The following is a 15,881-nucleotide window of genomic DNA, read 5'->3' as shown; positions in this document are numbered from 1 at the left end:
CCGCCGGGCTCCGCCCCGGGGCGGATCCGCCGCGTGCCGGGGCCGGGCAGAGTGGACCCATGCCCGCTCCCGCCCCCTCCCGCATCGCGGCCCTCGACGTGGCCCGCGGTCTCGCGATCCTCGGCACGCTCGCCACCAACATCTGGATCTTCAGCCACCAGGGCGGCTTCCTCGGCTACCTGACCGATCCGCTGGCCGGCACCGACGGCGGAGCGGCGCGCGCTGCCCAGGCGCTGCTGATGGCCGCGGCCAACGGCAAGTTCCTGGGCCTGCTGATGCTCCTCTTCGGGATCGGCCTCGCCGTCCAGCACGCCTCCGCCCGGCGGCGCGGACTCGCGTGGCCCCGGTCCTACCGGGTGCGGGCGGGGATCCTGTTCCTGGACGGGCTGCTCAACTACCTGCTGATCATCGAGTTCGACGTCCTGATGGGCTACGCGCTCACGGGGATGGTCGTGGCGTGGCTGGTGACCACCTCGGAGCGGGTGCAGCGCGGCGTCGTCCTGGCGTGCGCCGCCGCGCACGTCGCGGTGATCGGCGCGCTGACGGCCGTCCTCCTCGTCGTCCCCGCCGGGGACCCGGCCGAGGCACTGGCCCGGCCGAACCCCTACGCCGACGGCACGTGGTGGGAGCTCGTGCTGCTGCGGCTGGATGCCGTCGTCCTGTTCCGCGCCGAACCCGTCCTGATCCTCGGACTGGGGGTGGTCATGTTCCTGGCCGGGCGGTTCCTGTGGCGGGCCGGTCTCCTCGTCCCGGACGGGGGCCGGTGGCGGCGGCGGCTCATGGTCCTGGGCCTGGGGGCCGCCCTGCCCGTGGACCTCGGCCTGAACGTCCTGGGCGGTCAGGCCGGTGCCTTCTTCGCCCGCTACACCACCGCCCCGGTCGTGGCGCTGGGTCTGCTGGCCCTCGTGGCCCACCTCGGTGTGCGTCGCCCCGGACAGCCGCCGTCCTGGGCCGCACGGAGGCTGGCAGAGGTCGGCCGGACCGCCCTGAGCTGCTACCTGCTGCAGAACCTCCTGGCCTCGGCGCTGTTCTACGGCTGGGGCGCGGGCCTGGCCGTGGCCGCGGCCCAGCACCGGCTGCCCGCCACGGTGCTCGGCTGGCTGCTGGTGTGCGCCGCCGTGCTGGTCTTCGCGCACCTGTGGCTGCGGCGCTTCCCGCGCGGCCCGCTGGAGGAGCTCACAGCGCGCGCCGCCGGCGCGCGCCGGGCCCCTGCGGCCGTGGCCCGCCAGAGCTGAGACCTCGGACCCCGGCGTCGGCTCCGGCGGCCGGGCGGCCCGGCGCGCGGCCGCTCAGGACTCCGCCTGCCCCTGCCGCCAGTAGCCCATGAAGGAGACGTGCTCCTTGGGGATGCCCGCGGCGTCGACGCACAGCCGGCGCAGCGCCTTGACGGTGCCGGACTCGCCGGCGAGGAACACGTAGGGGGCGTCGGCGCGCGCGGGGGCGGCCACCGACCAGGCCCGGGGCTCCGCGGCGTTCTCCGCGACCGCCAGGGCGGGCGTCCCGCGGCCGCGCTGCGGGCGGCGGCCGGCCAGGACGTCGTCCACGGCTCCGCCGGGCAGCTCGAGCAGGCGCGCGAGGCGCACCGCGGCCCGGTGCCCGTGCCCGGCCGGCTCGGCGCCCCCGGCGCGCGGCAGGACGTGCAGCCGGACGTCCGGAAGGTCCGCGGGCAGGCGGTGGGCGGCGACGTCCTCGGGGTGCGGGACCTCGAGCACCACGTCGAGGCGGGGGCGGGTCCCGCCGGCGGGCAGCCCGTGATGGGCGTCCGTGAACTCCTCCGCGACGGACATCAGGGCCGGGGCTGCGGTCTCGTCCCCGACGGCGAGCACGCGCTGGGCGCCGCCGTGGTCCCACGCCGCCCAGGGCCGCTCCTGGGGACCGGGTCCGAGCAGGTACACGCGCTCGCCGGGGGACACGGCGGCCGCCCACCGGCTGCCCGGGCCGTCCTGGGCGTGCCCGCCGTGCACCACCACGTCGATCACGAGCTCCGGGACCACCATCCCGCAGAACGTGGTGCGCCGGACGCCGCGCACGGTGTAGGTGCGCATCCACCCGCGCTCCTCGGCGGGCCGGGCGAACCAGCCCTCCCGCAGCCCCAGGGACAGGTCCGCCCGCTCGGGCTCGCGGCCGGGGGGCGGGACCAGCAGCTTGATGTAGGCGTCCCGGCACCGGGTTCGGTCCCCGGCCCCGATGAGCGCGGGGGACAGGCCGGCGAGCTCCGGGCCCGCCAGGGTGATCCGGCGGAAGGACGGGCACAGCTGGGTCACGGACGTCACGGCGGCCTCGACGCACAGCACGGGGTCCGCGCGGGCACCGGTGGCCTCGGGGGTGGGGATGACGGTCACGGCAGGGTCCTTCCGATCTCGGCGGCGGCCCGGGGCGCGGGCTCCAGGGCCACGGGTGCGGCGGGCGGTACGGGGTGGGAGCCCTCGCGGGCCCGCCCGCGGGGCAGGACGACGGGCCGGCCGCCCACGGGGTCCCGCGCGACGTCCGCCCGGAGCCCGAAGACCTCGGCCAGCAGCTCGGGGGTGAGCACCTCGGCGGGCGTGCCCACGGCCACGATCCGTCCCGCGGCCATCGCCACGAGCCGGTCGGCCACGCGCGCGGCCAGGTTCAGCTCGTGCAGGACGGCGACGACGGTGGCCCGGCCGGCACCCGGCCCGTCCGGGTGCTCCAGCCCCCGGAGCATGTCCAGCAGGTCCACCTGGTGCGCCAGGTCGAGGTAGGAGGTGGGCTCGTCGAGGAGCATCGTGCGGGCGCGCTGGGCCAGGGTCAGGGCGATCCAGACCCGCTGGCGCTGCCCGCCGGAGAGCTCCTCCACGGGGCGCGCGGCCAGGGCCGTGAGCTCGGTGAGCTCCATCGCCCGGGCCACGGCCGCGTCGTCGTCGGGGGAGGGGGCGCCCCACCACCGGCGGTGCGGGTGCCGTCCGCGCTCCACGAGCTCGGCGACGGTCAGGCCCTCCGGGACCACGGGCGACTGCGGCAGGAGGCTGACCGAGCGGGCGTACTGGCGGGCGTGCCACTCGCGCACGCCGCGGCCGTCCGCCTCGAGCGTGCCGGCGAGCGGGCGCAGCTGCCGGGACAGGCCCTTGAGCAGCGTGGTCTTGCCGCAGCCGTTGGCGCCGATGAGCACGGTGGTGGCCCCGTGCGGGATGTCGAGGTCCACCTCCCGCACCACGGTGCGGTCCTGGTAGCCCAGGGACAGGCCGCGCATCCGGAACGCGGGGACGCCGGCGCCGGGGTCCGCCACGGGCTCCTCCACGGGGCGCAGGCCGGGGCGCACGTCGTCGCGCAGCTCGGGGCTCATGCCAGGGCTCCTCTCCGCTGCCGCACGAGCAGCCACAGCATCACGGGGGCGCCCACGGCGCCCGTGACCACACCGGCCGGCAGCTGCACCTGCGCCACCAGGCCCGCGCCGACGGCGTCGGCGACCACCACGACCACGGCGCCCACGAGGGCGCACGCCACGATCGAGGTCCGCCCGCGGGTCAGGGCGGTGGCCACCGGGGTGGACATGAGCGCCACGAAGGCGAGCGGGCCGGTCGAGGCCGTGGCCACGGCGGCCAGCAGCACGCCCAGGCCCAGGGCGAGGGCCCGGCTGCGCGCCGGGCGCGCCCCGAGCCCGGCCGCCAGCTCCGGGCCGAGCTCGGCGGGCTCGAGCGCGCGGTGCACGGCCACGGCCGCGGGCACGGCCAGCAGCAGGCACGCCCCGAGGACCGTGATCCGGTCCCACGTGGCGGCGTTGAGGGAGCCCGCGGTCCAGAGGGCGGCGTCCTGGGCGGAGTTCAGGGACAGCCGTGCCAGCAGGGCCGCGGTGAGGGCCTGGGCGAGCGCGGCCACGCCGATGCCGGCGAGCAGGAAGCGCTCGCCCACGATCCCCCCGGTGCGCAGCCGCACCGAGGCGGTGGCGATGAGGGCCGCGGCGAGCAGCGCCCCGGCCAGGGCGGTCCAGGACACGGCCGTGCCCCGCAGACCCCACAGCGCGGTGCCGGCCACGGCTCCCGCCGCGGCGCCGTAGGTGATGCCCAGGATGTCGGGGCTGGCCAGGGGATTTCGGAGCACCCGGCGGAACAGGGCGCCGGAGCAGCCGAGGGCGGTCCCGGCGAGCGCGCCCAGCACGGCGCGCGGCAGCTTCTCCTGCAGCACGATGAAGCTCGCCCCGGGGATCTGCTCCCCGGCGAGGATCGCGAAGAAGTCGGGGACCGTCACGGTGTAGCGCCCGAGCAGCACGCGCACGGCCAGGGCCGCGAGCAGCGCCAGGGCCAGCAGGGCGACCGCCCGGCGGGTGCGGCGGGTCCGGTCGCGGCGGACGCCCCGGACGAGCTCGGCGGCGCCGGGCTCCGCGGGGGCGGCGGGCGCGGGGGTGAGCACGGCGCCGGTCACAGCGTCACGCTCCGGCCCCGGCGCAGCAGCGCCAGCAGCACGGGCACGCCCAGCACCACGGTGGTGACGCCCACGTGGATCTCCTGCGGCGGGGTCAGCACCCGGCCCAGGACGTCGGCCGAGAGGAGCAGCACGGGGCCCAGGACCACGCTGAACAGGACGATCCAGCGGTAGTCGCCGCCGAGGAGGCGGCGCACGGCGTGGGGCACGAGCAGACCCACGAAGGCGATGGGGCCCGCGAGCGCCGTGGCCGAGCCGGAGAGCAGGACCACGCCCACGAAGACGAGGACGCGCTGCACGCCCAGGTCCACGCCCAGCCCGTGGGCGAGCTCGTCGCCCAGGGCCATGGCGTTGAGCCCCGAGGAGCCGCCGAGCACGAGGAGCACGCCGAGCAGCACGAGCGGCGCCACGGCGGCGAGGTCCGTGGTCTCGGCGCGGGCGACCGAGCCGATGCTCCAGAACCGGAAGCGGTCCAGGACCGCGGGCAGCATCAGCACCACGGAGGAGGTCAGCGCGGTGAAGCCGGCGTTCACGGCCGCGCCGGAGAGGACCAGGCCCGCGGGGGTCGGGGCGCCGCCGCCGAGCCGGGAGGAGCCGAAGACGAGCACCGCGGCCACGGCCGAGCCGGCGAGGGCCAGGGCGGTGAGCTGCCACGTGGCCACGAGGCCGAGCCAGCCGATCCCAAGGACCACGGCGCACGCCGCGCCGGCGGTCAGCCCGAGCAGCCCCGGGTCGCCCAGCGGGTTGCGGCTGACCCCCTGCATGCCGGCGCCGGCCACGGCCAGGGCCGCCCCCGCGAGCACCGCGGTCAGGGTCCGGGGGATCCTGCTCTGCACCACGGCGGCGTCGATGCCCAGGCCGGCGGAGACCTGCGCCCAGCCGCCCTCCAGAAGGTCGGCGGGCAGCCCGGTGAGCACGGCGACCACGGTGGCCGGGTCCACCGAGCGGGCTCCCCAGAACAGGGAGGCCGCGGCGGCGAGGACCAGCAGCAGCACGGCCGCGGACAGGGCGAGGCCCCGGCGCCGCTGCGCGGTGCCGGGGGCCTGCCGGGTGGCCCGGGCGGGGGAGACCGTGCTCGTGCTGCTCACCGGGACCGGGGTCTCACCGACCGCCGGCGGACGCGGCGGCCTCGGCGATGTCCGGCAGCACGTTCTCGAGCGCCCACGGGATGCTCAGCGGGGAGGCCGCCGAGACCGAGAGCACCTCCTGCTGGTCGCTCTGGAGCACCAGGGCGTCGTTCTCGACCGCGGGGACGCGGCTGAGCAGGGGGTCCTTCTCGATGGCCTCGCGCACGCTGTCGTCCTCGGCCCAGCTGACGAAGACGTCGGAGGTCAGCTCGTCGGCGCGCTCCGGGGACCAGGTGACGAAGAACTCGTCCTCCTTGCCCTCGGCGGCCTCCGCGACCGCCTCGGACTGGACCATGCCGAGGGACTCGAGGAACTTGGGGCGGTTGTCCACCGCGGTGTAGGCGAAGATCTGGTCGGCCGCGGACGGGTCGAGCGTGCCGTACACGAAGGACGTGCCCTCGAGCTCCGGGTGCTCGGCGGCGGCGTCCTCGAGCTGCTGCTCGACGTCCGCCACGACCTCGGCGGCCCGCTCCTCCCGGCCCAGGGCCTGGCCGATGAGCTCCGTGGAGTCCTGCCAGGACGTCCCGTAGGCCACGGCGTCCTCGGGGAAGCCGACGACGGGTGCGATCTCGGAGAGCTTGTCGTAGTCCTCCTGCGTCAGCCCGGAGTAGGCGCCCAGGATGACGTCCGGCTGGAGCGCGGCGATCGCCTCGAAGTTGATGCCGTCCGTCTCGGCGTAGGTCTCCGGGGCCTCGGCGCCGGACTCCTCGAGCGCGGCGTCGAACCAGTCCGTGGAGCCGTTCTCGTTGGCGCCGAAGTCCAGGGCGGGCACCCCGACCGGGACCACGCCGAGGGCGGTGGCGACGTCGTGGTTGACCCAGGACACCGTGGCCACGCGCTCGGGGGCCTCCTCGATCGTCGTCTCGCCGAAGGCGTGCTCCACGGTGCGCGGGAACTCGCCGGTGGCGCCCTCCGCGGACGCGGACCCGCTCCCGGACTCCCCGGCCGCCGGGCCGGTGGAGCACCCGGTCAGGACCAGGGCCCCCGCGGCCAGCACGGCGGCCGGGGCGAGGACGCGGCGGCGCACGGCGGACGGAGCAGGGGACAGCGGGCGCGGAGCGCGGGGGAGCAGAGAGGCCACGGCCACCCTTTCGGACGTCGACGGCGGAACCGTCGGTGGGACGCGAGGTGAGGCAAGGGTTGCCTAACCCGGAAGACAGGGATCACCCTAGGGCGTGATCCGGCGAATACGCAACACGAGCATGATGTAATCGCTCCGCCGATGTGGTTAGGTATGCCTTGCCTAACTCCACGAGGGGCCCGAGCGGCCCCGTCCACCCCCTGCGAGGAGCCCATGCACGACTTCCTGCTGACCCACGACACCCCGGCGCAGTACGCCCGCGCCCTGCACGAGACCGTCGACGTGCTCGCCGTCCACCTCGCCGGCGCCCGGAGCCCCCGCTCCGCCGCCACGCCCGAGGAGCTCGAGGAGCTGGTCGCCGCGGTGGACCTCGAGCGGCCCCTCGGGGACCTCGGCGCCGTGGTCGAGGAGACCCGGCGGCTCTACCTCGACCACGCCGTGCACTTCCACGCCCCGGGCTACATGGCCCACCTCAACTGTCCCGTGGCCATCCCGGCGGTGGCCGCCGAGGCGCTCACCGCCGCGGTGAACACGGCGGTCGAGACCTGGGACCAGAGCACCACCGCCACCCTGGTCGAGCAGCGGATCGTGGACTGGACCGCCGCGCGGATCGGCTTCCCCGCCGCGGGCGAGCCGGACGGCGTGTTCACCACCGGCGGCACCCAGTCCAACCTCCAGGCGCTGTTCACGGCCCGGGAGGAGCGCCTGTCCCGGGCGCACCCGGCGTCCCGCGGGGAGCGGCTCGGGCGGCTGCGGATCGTGGCGGGGGAGCACGCCCACTTCAGCATCGCGAAGGCGGCGCACCTGCTGGGCCTGTCCGCGGACGCGGTCGTGCCCGTGCCCGCCGCGCGGGGCGGAGCCCTGGACCCGGTCGCCCTCGAGCGCGTCCTGCACGAGGTCGCCGCGTCCGGCGCGGAGGTCGCCGCGGTCGTGGCCACGGCCGGCACCACGGACCTCGGGGCGATCGACCCCCTGGCCGACGTCGCCCGGGCGTGCTCCGCCCACGGCGTCTGGCTGCACGTCGACGCCGCCTACGGCGGCGGCCTGCTCGTCTCGCCCGCCCACCGCCACCGGCTGGACGGGATCGAACGGGCGGACTCCGTCACCGTGGACTTCCACAAGTCCTGGTTCCAGCCGGTCGCCGCCTCCGCCCTGCTGCTGCGGGAGGGGCGGAGCCTGCGCTTCTCCACGTGGAGCGCCGAGTACCTGAACCCCCGGCACGCGGTGCGGCCCAACCTCGTGGACAAGTCCCTGCAGACCACCCGCCGCTTCGACGCCCTGAAGCTGTGGATGACCCTGCGCACCGTCGGCGCCGAGGGGATCGGCCGCGCCCTCGACCGGGTGCTGGAGCTCGCCCAGGAGGCGGGCCGGATCGTGGACGAGACCCCCGACCTGGAGCTGGTGGCCGAGCCCGTGCTCTCGACCGTCCTGTTCCGGCACCGGTCCCCGGACGCCGACGACGACGCCGCGGACCGGCTCGTGGAGACCGTGCGGAGCGCGCTGTTCGACTCCGGCCGCGCTGCGGTCGCCTCGACCGTCCTCGACGGCCGCCGGTGCCTGAAGCTCACGCTCCTCAACCCGGCGACGACCACCGAGGACGTCCGGGGCGTGCTGGACCTCGTCCGGGCCGCCGCCCGCGGTGCCGCGCCCCGCCCGCTCGAGGCCGCGGCGGGGGCCCGCTGATGGCCCCCGCGAACGGGCACGTCCACGACCTGCTGGGCATCGGGATCGGCCCCTTCAACCTGGGCCTGGCCTGCCTCGCCGCACCGCTGGAGGACCTCGACGCGGTGTTCCTCGACGCGAAGGACGCCTTCGACTGGCACCCCGGGCTGATGCTCGAGGACGCCACGATCCAGGTCCCGTTCCTCGCCGACCTCGTCACCCTGGCCGACCCCACCTCCCCCTACTCCTTCCTCCACTACCTCAAGCGGACCGGACGGCTGTACCCGTTCTACATCCGGGAGGACTTCAACCCGCTGCGCGCCGAGTACAGCGCCTACTGCCGGTGGGCGAGCGAGCAGCTCGGCAGCCTGCGCTGGGGCCGGGAGGTCGTCGGCGTCGAGCGCGACCCCGCCGACGACGCCTACGTGGTCACGGCCCGGACGGCCGCCGGGACGGAGCAGTGGCGGACCCGCCGGCTGGTCCTCGGCGTCGGCACGGTGCCCGCAGTGCCCGCGGGCGTGGACCCCGCCGCCGGCACCGTCCTGCACACCAGCGACTACCTGCCCCGGCGCGAGGAGCTGCTCGGGCGGGGGAGCGTCACCGTGCTCGGCAGCGGCCAGTCCGCCGCCGAGGTCTACCGCGACCTGCTCGAGCGCTCCGGCGCCGACGGCCCGCGGGTGGACTGGATCACCCGCTCCCCGCGGTTCTTCCCCATGGAGTACACGAAGCTCACCCTCGAGCTGACCTCCCCCGAGTACGTGGACCACTTCCACGGCCTCGGCGCGGACCGGCGGGACCGGCTCAACCGCGAGCACGCCAGCCTCTACAAGGGGATCAGCGCGGAGCTGGTGAACGACATCCACGAGCTGCTCTACCGCCGCTCGGTGCACGGGCACCCCGCCGGCCTGCTGACCACGAGCACCACCCTCACGGGTGTCGAGCAGGACGGCCGCGACCTGGTCCTGGCCCTGCACGACGACGAGCTCGAGCGCGGCTGGCGGCACCCCACCGGCGCCCTGGTGCTGGCCACCGGATACCGCGCCGAGGTGCCCGGCTTCCTGGCCCCGGTCCTCGACGACATCGCGTGGGACCCCGCCGGCCGCTACGACGTCTCCCGCGACTACGCGGTCGACCACGAGCGCTCCCGGATCTGGGTGCAGAACGCCGAGGTGCACACCCACGGCCTGACCTCCCCCGACCTCGGCATGGGCGCCTACCGCAACAGCGTCATCCTCCGGGCCGTCACGGGCCGGGAGGTCTACCCGGTCGAGCCCGCCATCGCCTTCCAGACCTTCGGCGTCCCCCGGGGCGCCGCCCAGGACGTCCCCCGTGACGTCCCCCGCGACATCCCCCAGGAGACCGCATGACCGCCCGCCCCGCGCCCGCCCGTCTCGCCACCCCCGGCGGCGTCCTGACCCTCGAGCCGCTCGTCCCGGACGCGACCACCGTCGAGCTCCTGCACGCCTGGCTCACCCACTCCCGGTCCCGGTTCTGGGACCTGCTCGACGCCGACCCCGAGCGCGTCCGGCGCACCTTCGCAGCCGTCGCCGAGGACCCGCACTGCGACGCGTGGCTGGCCCGCCTCGACGGGGTCCCGCTCGGGCTCGTCGAGACCTACGACCCCGGCGCGGTGCTCCTCCCCGGCCACTACGCGCACCGGCCCGGCGACGTGGGGATGCACCTGCTCCTCGCCCCCGCACGGACCCCCGTGCCGGGCACGAGCGCCGCCCTCATGGCCGCCACGCTGCGCTGGCTCTTCGAGGCGCGCGGGGCCCGGCGCGTCGTCGTCGAGCCCGACGTCCGCAACACCGCCGTCCACCGGCTCAACGCCCGCGCCGGCTTCGAGGTCCACGGCCCGCTCGAGCTGCCGGGCAAGACCGCCCTGCTCAGCACGTGCACCCCCGAGGGGTTCGCGGCCTCCGAGCTGGGCCCCGCGGCCGCCGTGGTCCCGGCCGTGGTCCCGGCCGTGGTCCCCGGGGAGGAGGCCGACGACGGGCCCGCCCACCTCGGCCTGCACCCGATGCGGATCGCCCACCGCCACCTGTGCTGCAAGGCCCTGGCCGAGTTCGCCCACGAACGGCTGATCGCCCCCGAGCCCGTGGGGGAGGGGCTCTACGAGGTCCGCACCGGCGGGGACCGGGTCCGCTACCGGTTCCGCGCCCGGCGCACCGCCCTGGAGCACTGGGTGCTGGACGAGGGCTCGCTGCGCCGTTCCGTGGACGGCGCGGACGCCGAGCCGGACGCCCAGGCGCTGGTCACGGAGCTGGCCCCCGCGCTCGGCATCCCCCCGCACCTGCTGGCGACCTACCTCGAGGAGATCGCCGGGACCCTCGCCTCGGCCGCGTACAAGCTGGTGCACCGGACCCGGCCCTCGGCCGCGCTCGCGGAGGCGGGCTTCCAGGACGTCGAGGCGGCGATGACCGAGGGGCACCCGGGCTTCGTGGCCAACAACGGCCGGATCGGGATGGGCGTCACCGAGCACGACCGCTTCGCCCCCGAGGCCGCCCGTCCGGTGCGCCTCGTGTGGCTCGCCGTCCGCCGGGAGCTCAGCCGCCTCGACACCGGGCGCGGCCGCACCGAGGAGCAGCTGTGGGCCGGCGAGCTGGACCCGGCCGTGCGGTCCCGCTTCCGGGCCCGGCTGACCGGTCTGGGCCTGGACCCGGAGGACTACCGTCCCCTGCCGGTGCACCCCCACCAGTGGGAGCACCGGATCGCGGTGACGTTCGCCCCCGACCTCGCCCGCCGGGACCTCGTGCTGCTGGGCACCACCGGGGACGAGCACCGGGCGCAGCAGTCGATCCGCACGTTCTTCAACGTCTCCCGTCCCGACCGGCACTACGTGAAGACCGCCCTGGCCGTGCAGAACATGGGCTTCCTCCGGGGGCTCTCCCCCCGGTACATGCGCGACACCCCCGCGATCAACGACTGGGTCGCCGACGTCGTCGCGGCCGACCCGGTGCTCGCGGAGGCCGGGTTCTCGGTCCTGCGGGAGGTGGCCGCGGTCGGCTACACCGGGGACGCGTACCACCGCGCCGCCGCCTCCGGCCACGGGGAGGAGGGCCCGCACACGAAGATGCTCGCGGCGCTGTGGCGGGAGAGCCCCGTGCCCCGCCTCGCGGACGGGGAGCGGCTCGCGACCCTCGCGTCCCTGCTGCACGTCGACGCCGGCGGCACGCCACTGGTCTCCGTGCACGTGCGCGCATCCGGGCTGGACGCCGCGGAGTGGGTGCGGCGGCTGCTCGCCGTGTACCTCGCCCCGGTGGCCCGGTGCCTGCTCGCCCACGACCTCGTGTTCATGCCGCACGGCGAGAACGTCGTGCTCGTGCTGGACGGGCACGTCCCGCGGCGGGCGGTCATGAAGGACATCGGCGAGGAGGTCGCCGTCGTCACGGACCGGCCCCTCCCGGAGGGCCTCGAACGGATCCGCCACGTGGTGCCGCCCGCCACGGCGGCGCTGTCCGTGCACACGGACGTGTTCGACGGCGTGCTGCGGCACCTCGCGGGCCTGCTCGAGGCCGACGGGCTGCTGGCCGCGGACGAGTTCTGGGACCTCGCGGCACGGTGCCTCCAGGACGTCGCCGACGCCGACCCGGCCGGCGCGGACCGCGTGCCGCTCTTCGCGCCCCGGTTCGAGCACTCCTGCCTCAACCGGCTGCAGCTGCTCAACACCCTGCAGATGGTCGACCTGACCGACCAGGCGGCGTCCCTGCAGTACGCCGGGACCCTGGAGAACCCGGTGGCCGGGCGGGTGCCCGTGCACTGAGCACGACGCGGCCCCACTCGGGGTCCGGGCGGGCGGGGCCCCGCCCGCCCGGGCCCCGAGTGGCGTTTCCCCGGGACCTGCCCCAGGATTGAGCGGTGCCCGACGACCGTTCCGCCACCGCCGACCCTGCCCCCGGCCACGAGCCCGCCCACGACTCCGTGCCCGAGCTGCTGGTCGGCCTCGTCCTCTCCCCGCAGATCGCGGGCGCCCTGCCCCGGGATCTCGCGGCCTCCCTGCCGGGGCCGCTGCACGCGCGCTATCCCGGGGTGCGCTGGCGGGTGGCGGCGGTGACCGACCGGCTGGTCGTCCCGCCCGCCGACGGCCTGGACCTGCTCGAGGCCGCTCGCGACCGGATGCTGGACGAGGACTGGGACCTCGTCGTGGTCCTCACGGACGTCCCGCTCAAGGACGGCCGCAGCCCGGTGCTCACGCAGCTGAGCCCCGTGCACGGCGTGGGCCTGGTCGCCGTCCCGGCCCTCGGCGCCCTGCACGTGGGGCAGAAGGTGCGGCAGACAACCGTGCGGGTGGTCGGCCACCTGCTCGGTCACGACACGGAGGACGCGGACGACGCCGACGCGCAGGAGGAGCTCGTGCGGCGGGCGCGGCAGCGGTCGGAGGACCTGGAGGACCGGCCCGAGGACAACGCCGTGCAGTTCACGGCCCGCGTCCTCGGCGGCAACGTGCGCCTGCTGCTCGGGATGATCCGCGCCAACCGGCCGTGGACCCTGGTCGTGCGGCTGTCCCGCACGCTCGCCCTGGCCGCGGCGACCGGCGTGCTCACCCTGGTCGCCTCGGACCTGTGGCTGCTCGCCGCCGCCTACGGGCCCTGGCGGCTCGGGCTGCTGGGTCTGCTGTCGATCGCCGCGGTGACCGGCGCCCTCGTCGTCGGCGCCCGGCTGTGGGAGCGCCCGCGCCGGCGGGCCGAGCGCGAGCAGGTGGCCCTGTTCAACCTCGCCACCGCCGCCACCGTGGCCATCGGCGTCTCCGTCTTCTACCTCGCGGTCTTCGCCCTGTCCTGGTTCGGGGCGCTGCTGCTCGTGGACGGCGGAGTCTTCGCGGCGGTGATCGGCGCCCCGGCCGGGGCGGTGGAGTACGTCAAGCTCGCGTGGCTGACCGCCACGCTCGCCACCGTGGGCGGGGCCCTCGGCGCCGGGCTCGAGGACGACGACGCCGTGCGCGCCGCGGCGTACACCCGCTCGGAACCCTGACCGGGCCCGCCGCCGGCCTCGTCCGTGCGGACGCCGACAGTCAGTAGACTTGGTGTTCCCGGGGTGCTCCCGGAGCCGACCCGGGAGGACACCATGGCCGCCGCGCAGCAGAGCCCCGCGAAACCCCGCACGCCCCGCACGCCGCGCCTGCGGCGCAGCAACTGCAGCCGTCCCGGGATCACCCGCCGCGGGTACGGCAAGGGGTTCGCCTACCGGCACGCCGACGGCACGAAGGTCCAGGACGGGGACGAGCTCGACCGGATCCGCGGGCTGGCGATCCCCCCGGCCTGGAAGGACGTGTGGATCAGCCCCCGGGCCAACGGGCACATCCAGGCCACGGGCGTCGACGGCGCCGGACGGCGCCAGTACATCTACCACCCCCGGTGGCGGGAGCTGAAGGACCGCGAGAAGTTCGACCGCGTCCTCGACTTCGGCGACACGCTCCCGCAGGCCCGCCCAGCCGTCACCCGGCTGCTGCGGACGGAGGGCGCCACGGAGGAGAAGGCCTGCGCGGCGGCCTTCCGGCTCATGGACGAGGCCGCCCTGCGCATCGGCAACGAGGAGTACGCCCAGTCGAACGGCTCCTACGGCGTCACCACCCTGCTGGTCCGGCACGTCCGGGTGGACGGCCGGGACGTGCACCTCGACTTCCCCGGCAAGAGCGGGCACCGCTGGACGCTGGACCTCCGGGACGCCGACCTCGCCGCCGCGCTCGCGCCCCTGCTGGAGCGCGGCCCGGACGAGACCGCGCTCGCGTTCCGCGACGAGGACGGGCAGTGGGCCGGCATCACCAGCGCCCGGCTCAACGACTTCGTGCGGGACCGGTGCGGCCCCGACTTCACCGCCAAGGACTTCCGCACCTGGCAGGGCACGGTGACCGCCGCGATGGCGCTCGCCGCCCGCGCCGACACCCGCCCGAGCGAGAGCGCCCGGAAGAAGGCCGTGTCCGCCGCCATGCGGGAGGTCGCCGAGCACCTGGGCAACACCCCCGCCATCGCCCGCAGCTCCTACACGGACCCGCGCGTGATCGACCGGTTCCTGGACGGCGAGACCATCGACGCCGCCACCTACCGGGCCGCGGAGCGGTCCCTGCGCGGATTCCTCACCTGAGCCGCGGGCCCGGGGTGGCCGGGCGGCCGCCCCGGGCCCGTGCTCAGGACAGGCCCACGTAGGTGGCCGAGTAGCCGAAGCCGACGACGTCGTCGCGGCCGTCGCCGTCGACGTCCCCGAGCAGGCGCGGATACCGCGCCGGGTCCCAGCCGGCCGCCCAGCCGAAGGAGCTGGACGTCAGCTCGGGCCCGGTCAGGAAGTCGTCGTCCCCGTAGGCCACGAGCACCCCCGCATTGCCGAAGCCGACCACGTCCAGGATCCCGTCGCCGTTGATGTCCGCGAGGTCCCGGGGGTGCCGGTCGGTGCGCCAGCCCTGGGCCACGCCGAAGTCGGCGAGCTCGAGCGAGACCGGCTGGTACCTGGGCTCGCCCGGGTCGGAGGGCCGGGAGTAGGCGGCGAGGACCCCGCGGTGGCCGAAGCCGACCACGTCCGGGGGAAGGTGACCGCTGACGTTGCCGACGACCCGGGGGTGCTGGTCGACGCGCCACCCCTGGGCGTAGCCGAAGTCGCGGATCTCCAGGGCGGGCTGGGTGAACGTGTCCCCGAGCGCCGAGAAGTAGGAGACGTAGGTGCCGGCGTCGCCGAAGCCCACGATGTCGGCCGTCCCGTTGCCGTCCATGTCGGCGAGCATCCGGGGGTTCTTGTCGATCCGCCACCCGCGGTCCCAGCCGTAGCTGTCGATCCGCTTGCCGGTGCCGTCGAAGGTGCGGTCCGCCCGGCCGTGGGAGACGGTCACGCCGGAGTACCCGAAGCCGACGATGTCCGCCGTCCCGTTCCCGGAGAGGTCGGCCAGCTCGCGGACGTGCCGGTCGACCCGCCAGCCCTGGTTCCAGCCGAACTCGCGGACCTCGAGCTGCGGCGCGGTGAAGCTGCCGTCGGGCTGCGCGTAGGAGACGATCACGCCGGCGTAGCCGAAGCCGACGAGATCGTCCCGACCGTCGCCGTCGACGTCGGCGACCGTGCGCGGGTGCCGGTCGGTGCGCCAGCCCTGCGCGGTGCCGAAGTCGCGGACCCTCAGCACCGGCGCGGCGAACGTGCCGTTGGTCTGGCCCAGGGCGACGAAGACGCCGGGGTCGCCGAAGGCCACGACGTCGGCGCGGCCGTCCCCGTTGACGTCGGCGAGCTCGCGCACGTGCTGGCCGACCCGCCAGCCGTCGACGTAGGAGAGGAACCCCTGGGTGGACACGGCGTGGGCCGGTCCGGCGAGAGCGATGCCGGTGGTGGCCAGCGCCGCCGCGGAGAGCCCGGTGAGCAGCCGGGCCGTCGGTGAGCGTTTCATGGTGGAACCTCCAGGTTCCGTGGAGCGGAGAACTCGGTCCGGAGCGCCGGACGGCGGGTGGGACGCCGGTCGGCCCCCACCGCCCGGCGATCGGCCGTGCGCTCGGCCGGGGTCCCGGGACCGTGGGTCCACCGGTGACCGCCCTCTGCCGAACGGACGGAACTGCTGGTGGGACCAGTCTAGATCCGCGCGTATGCGATCGCTAAGTGTTCTCCGTGCCATGCTGAATCGTTATCCCGGATCCGTGGCCGGAGGCCCGGGTCCCCGTCCC

Annotated in this window: 12 protein-coding genes; 6 read left to right on the top strand and 6 right to left on the bottom strand. The window is 76.0% G+C overall.

Annotated features, from left to right (window positions below):
• Positions 1–59 precede the first annotated feature (59 nt).
• Positions 60–1,235 (top strand): DUF418 domain-containing protein, encoded by a 1,176-nt coding sequence (locus EQG70_RS16075; protein WP_109268344.1) that lies wholly within the window; start codon positions 60–62, stop codon positions 1,233–1,235.
• A gap of 54 nt (positions 1,236–1,289) precedes the next feature.
• On the opposite strand, the gene EQG70_RS16070 is transcribed toward EQG70_RS16075, so the two are convergent.
• From EQG70_RS16070 to EQG70_RS16050, 5 genes are read right to left on the bottom strand one after another with little or no spacing between them, the layout of a single operon-like run.
• Positions 1,290–2,342 (bottom strand): siderophore-interacting protein, encoded by a 1,053-nt coding sequence (locus EQG70_RS16070; RefSeq protein WP_017834695.1) that lies wholly within the window; start codon positions 2,340–2,342, stop codon positions 1,290–1,292.
• A complete protein-coding gene (locus tag EQG70_RS16065) occupies positions 2,339–3,304 on the bottom strand; it encodes an ABC transporter ATP-binding protein (RefSeq protein WP_017834696.1) in 966 nt (321 codons plus the stop codon). The genes EQG70_RS16070 and EQG70_RS16065 overlap by 4 nt, the downstream gene beginning before the upstream one ends.
• Positions 3,301–4,380 carry a FecCD family ABC transporter permease gene (locus EQG70_RS16060; RefSeq protein ID WP_109268343.1) on the bottom strand — a complete coding sequence of 360 codons (1,080 nt, stop codon included), beginning with the start codon at positions 4,378–4,380 and terminating at the stop codon, positions 3,301–3,303. The genes EQG70_RS16065 and EQG70_RS16060 overlap by 4 nt, the downstream gene beginning before the upstream one ends.
• Positions 4,377–5,468, bottom strand: coding sequence for a FecCD family ABC transporter permease (locus EQG70_RS16055; RefSeq protein ID WP_095650278.1), 1,092 nt, complete (start codon positions 5,466–5,468; stop codon positions 4,377–4,379). Before EQG70_RS16055 ends, EQG70_RS16060 begins: the two co-directional genes overlap by 4 nt.
• Before the next feature lie 13 nt (positions 5,469–5,481).
• Positions 5,482–6,594, bottom strand: coding sequence for an iron-siderophore ABC transporter substrate-binding protein (locus tag EQG70_RS16050; RefSeq protein WP_242630517.1), 1,113 nt, complete (start codon positions 6,592–6,594; stop codon positions 5,482–5,484).
• 207 nt (positions 6,595–6,801) lie between these two features.
• Here EQG70_RS16050 and EQG70_RS16045 point away from each other — a divergent pair, with 207 nt between their 5' ends.
• From EQG70_RS16045 to EQG70_RS16025, 5 genes are all read left to right on the top strand, one after another.
• A complete protein-coding gene (locus EQG70_RS16045; RefSeq protein WP_109268342.1) occupies positions 6,802–8,271 on the top strand; it encodes a pyridoxal phosphate-dependent decarboxylase family protein in 1,470 nt (489 codons plus the stop codon).
• Positions 8,271–9,617 carry a lysine N(6)-hydroxylase/L-ornithine N(5)-oxygenase family protein gene (locus tag EQG70_RS16040; protein ID WP_109268341.1) on the top strand — a complete coding sequence of 449 codons (1,347 nt, stop codon included), beginning with the start codon at positions 8,271–8,273 and terminating at the stop codon, positions 9,615–9,617. Before EQG70_RS16045 ends, EQG70_RS16040 begins: the two co-directional genes overlap by 1 nt.
• Positions 9,614–12,013 (top strand): GNAT family N-acetyltransferase, encoded by a 2,400-nt coding sequence (locus tag EQG70_RS16035; protein WP_109268340.1) that lies wholly within the window; start codon positions 9,614–9,616, stop codon positions 12,011–12,013. Before EQG70_RS16040 ends, EQG70_RS16035 begins: the two co-directional genes overlap by 4 nt.
• 95 nt (positions 12,014–12,108) lie before the next feature.
• Positions 12,109–13,221: a hypothetical protein gene (locus EQG70_RS16030; RefSeq protein WP_109268339.1), complete on the top strand. Its 1,113-nt coding sequence runs from the start codon at positions 12,109–12,111 to the stop codon at positions 13,219–13,221.
• 93 nt (positions 13,222–13,314) lie between these two features.
• Complete coding sequence (locus tag EQG70_RS16025; protein WP_109268459.1) at positions 13,315–14,331, top strand: DNA topoisomerase IB; 1,017 nt, start codon at positions 13,315–13,317, stop codon at positions 14,329–14,331.
• Positions 14,332–14,374: 43 nt separating this feature from the next.
• Here EQG70_RS16025 and EQG70_RS16020 read toward each other — a convergent pair whose 3' ends face one another.
• The gene (locus tag EQG70_RS16020) at positions 14,375–15,610 is read right to left on the bottom strand and encodes an FG-GAP repeat domain-containing protein (protein ID WP_109268338.1); all 1,236 of its coding nucleotides are present in this window, start codon (positions 15,608–15,610) and stop codon (positions 14,375–14,377) included.
• Positions 15,611–15,881: the final 271 nt, after the last annotated feature.

Origin of the sequence: Kocuria rosea (assembly GCF_006094695.1) — a bacterium.
GTDB lineage: Bacteria > Actinomycetota > Actinomycetes > Actinomycetales > Micrococcaceae > Kocuria > Kocuria rosea.
The sequence above is the reverse complement of the archived record's forward strand: the minus strand, read 5'-3'. Positions and strand labels throughout refer to the sequence as shown.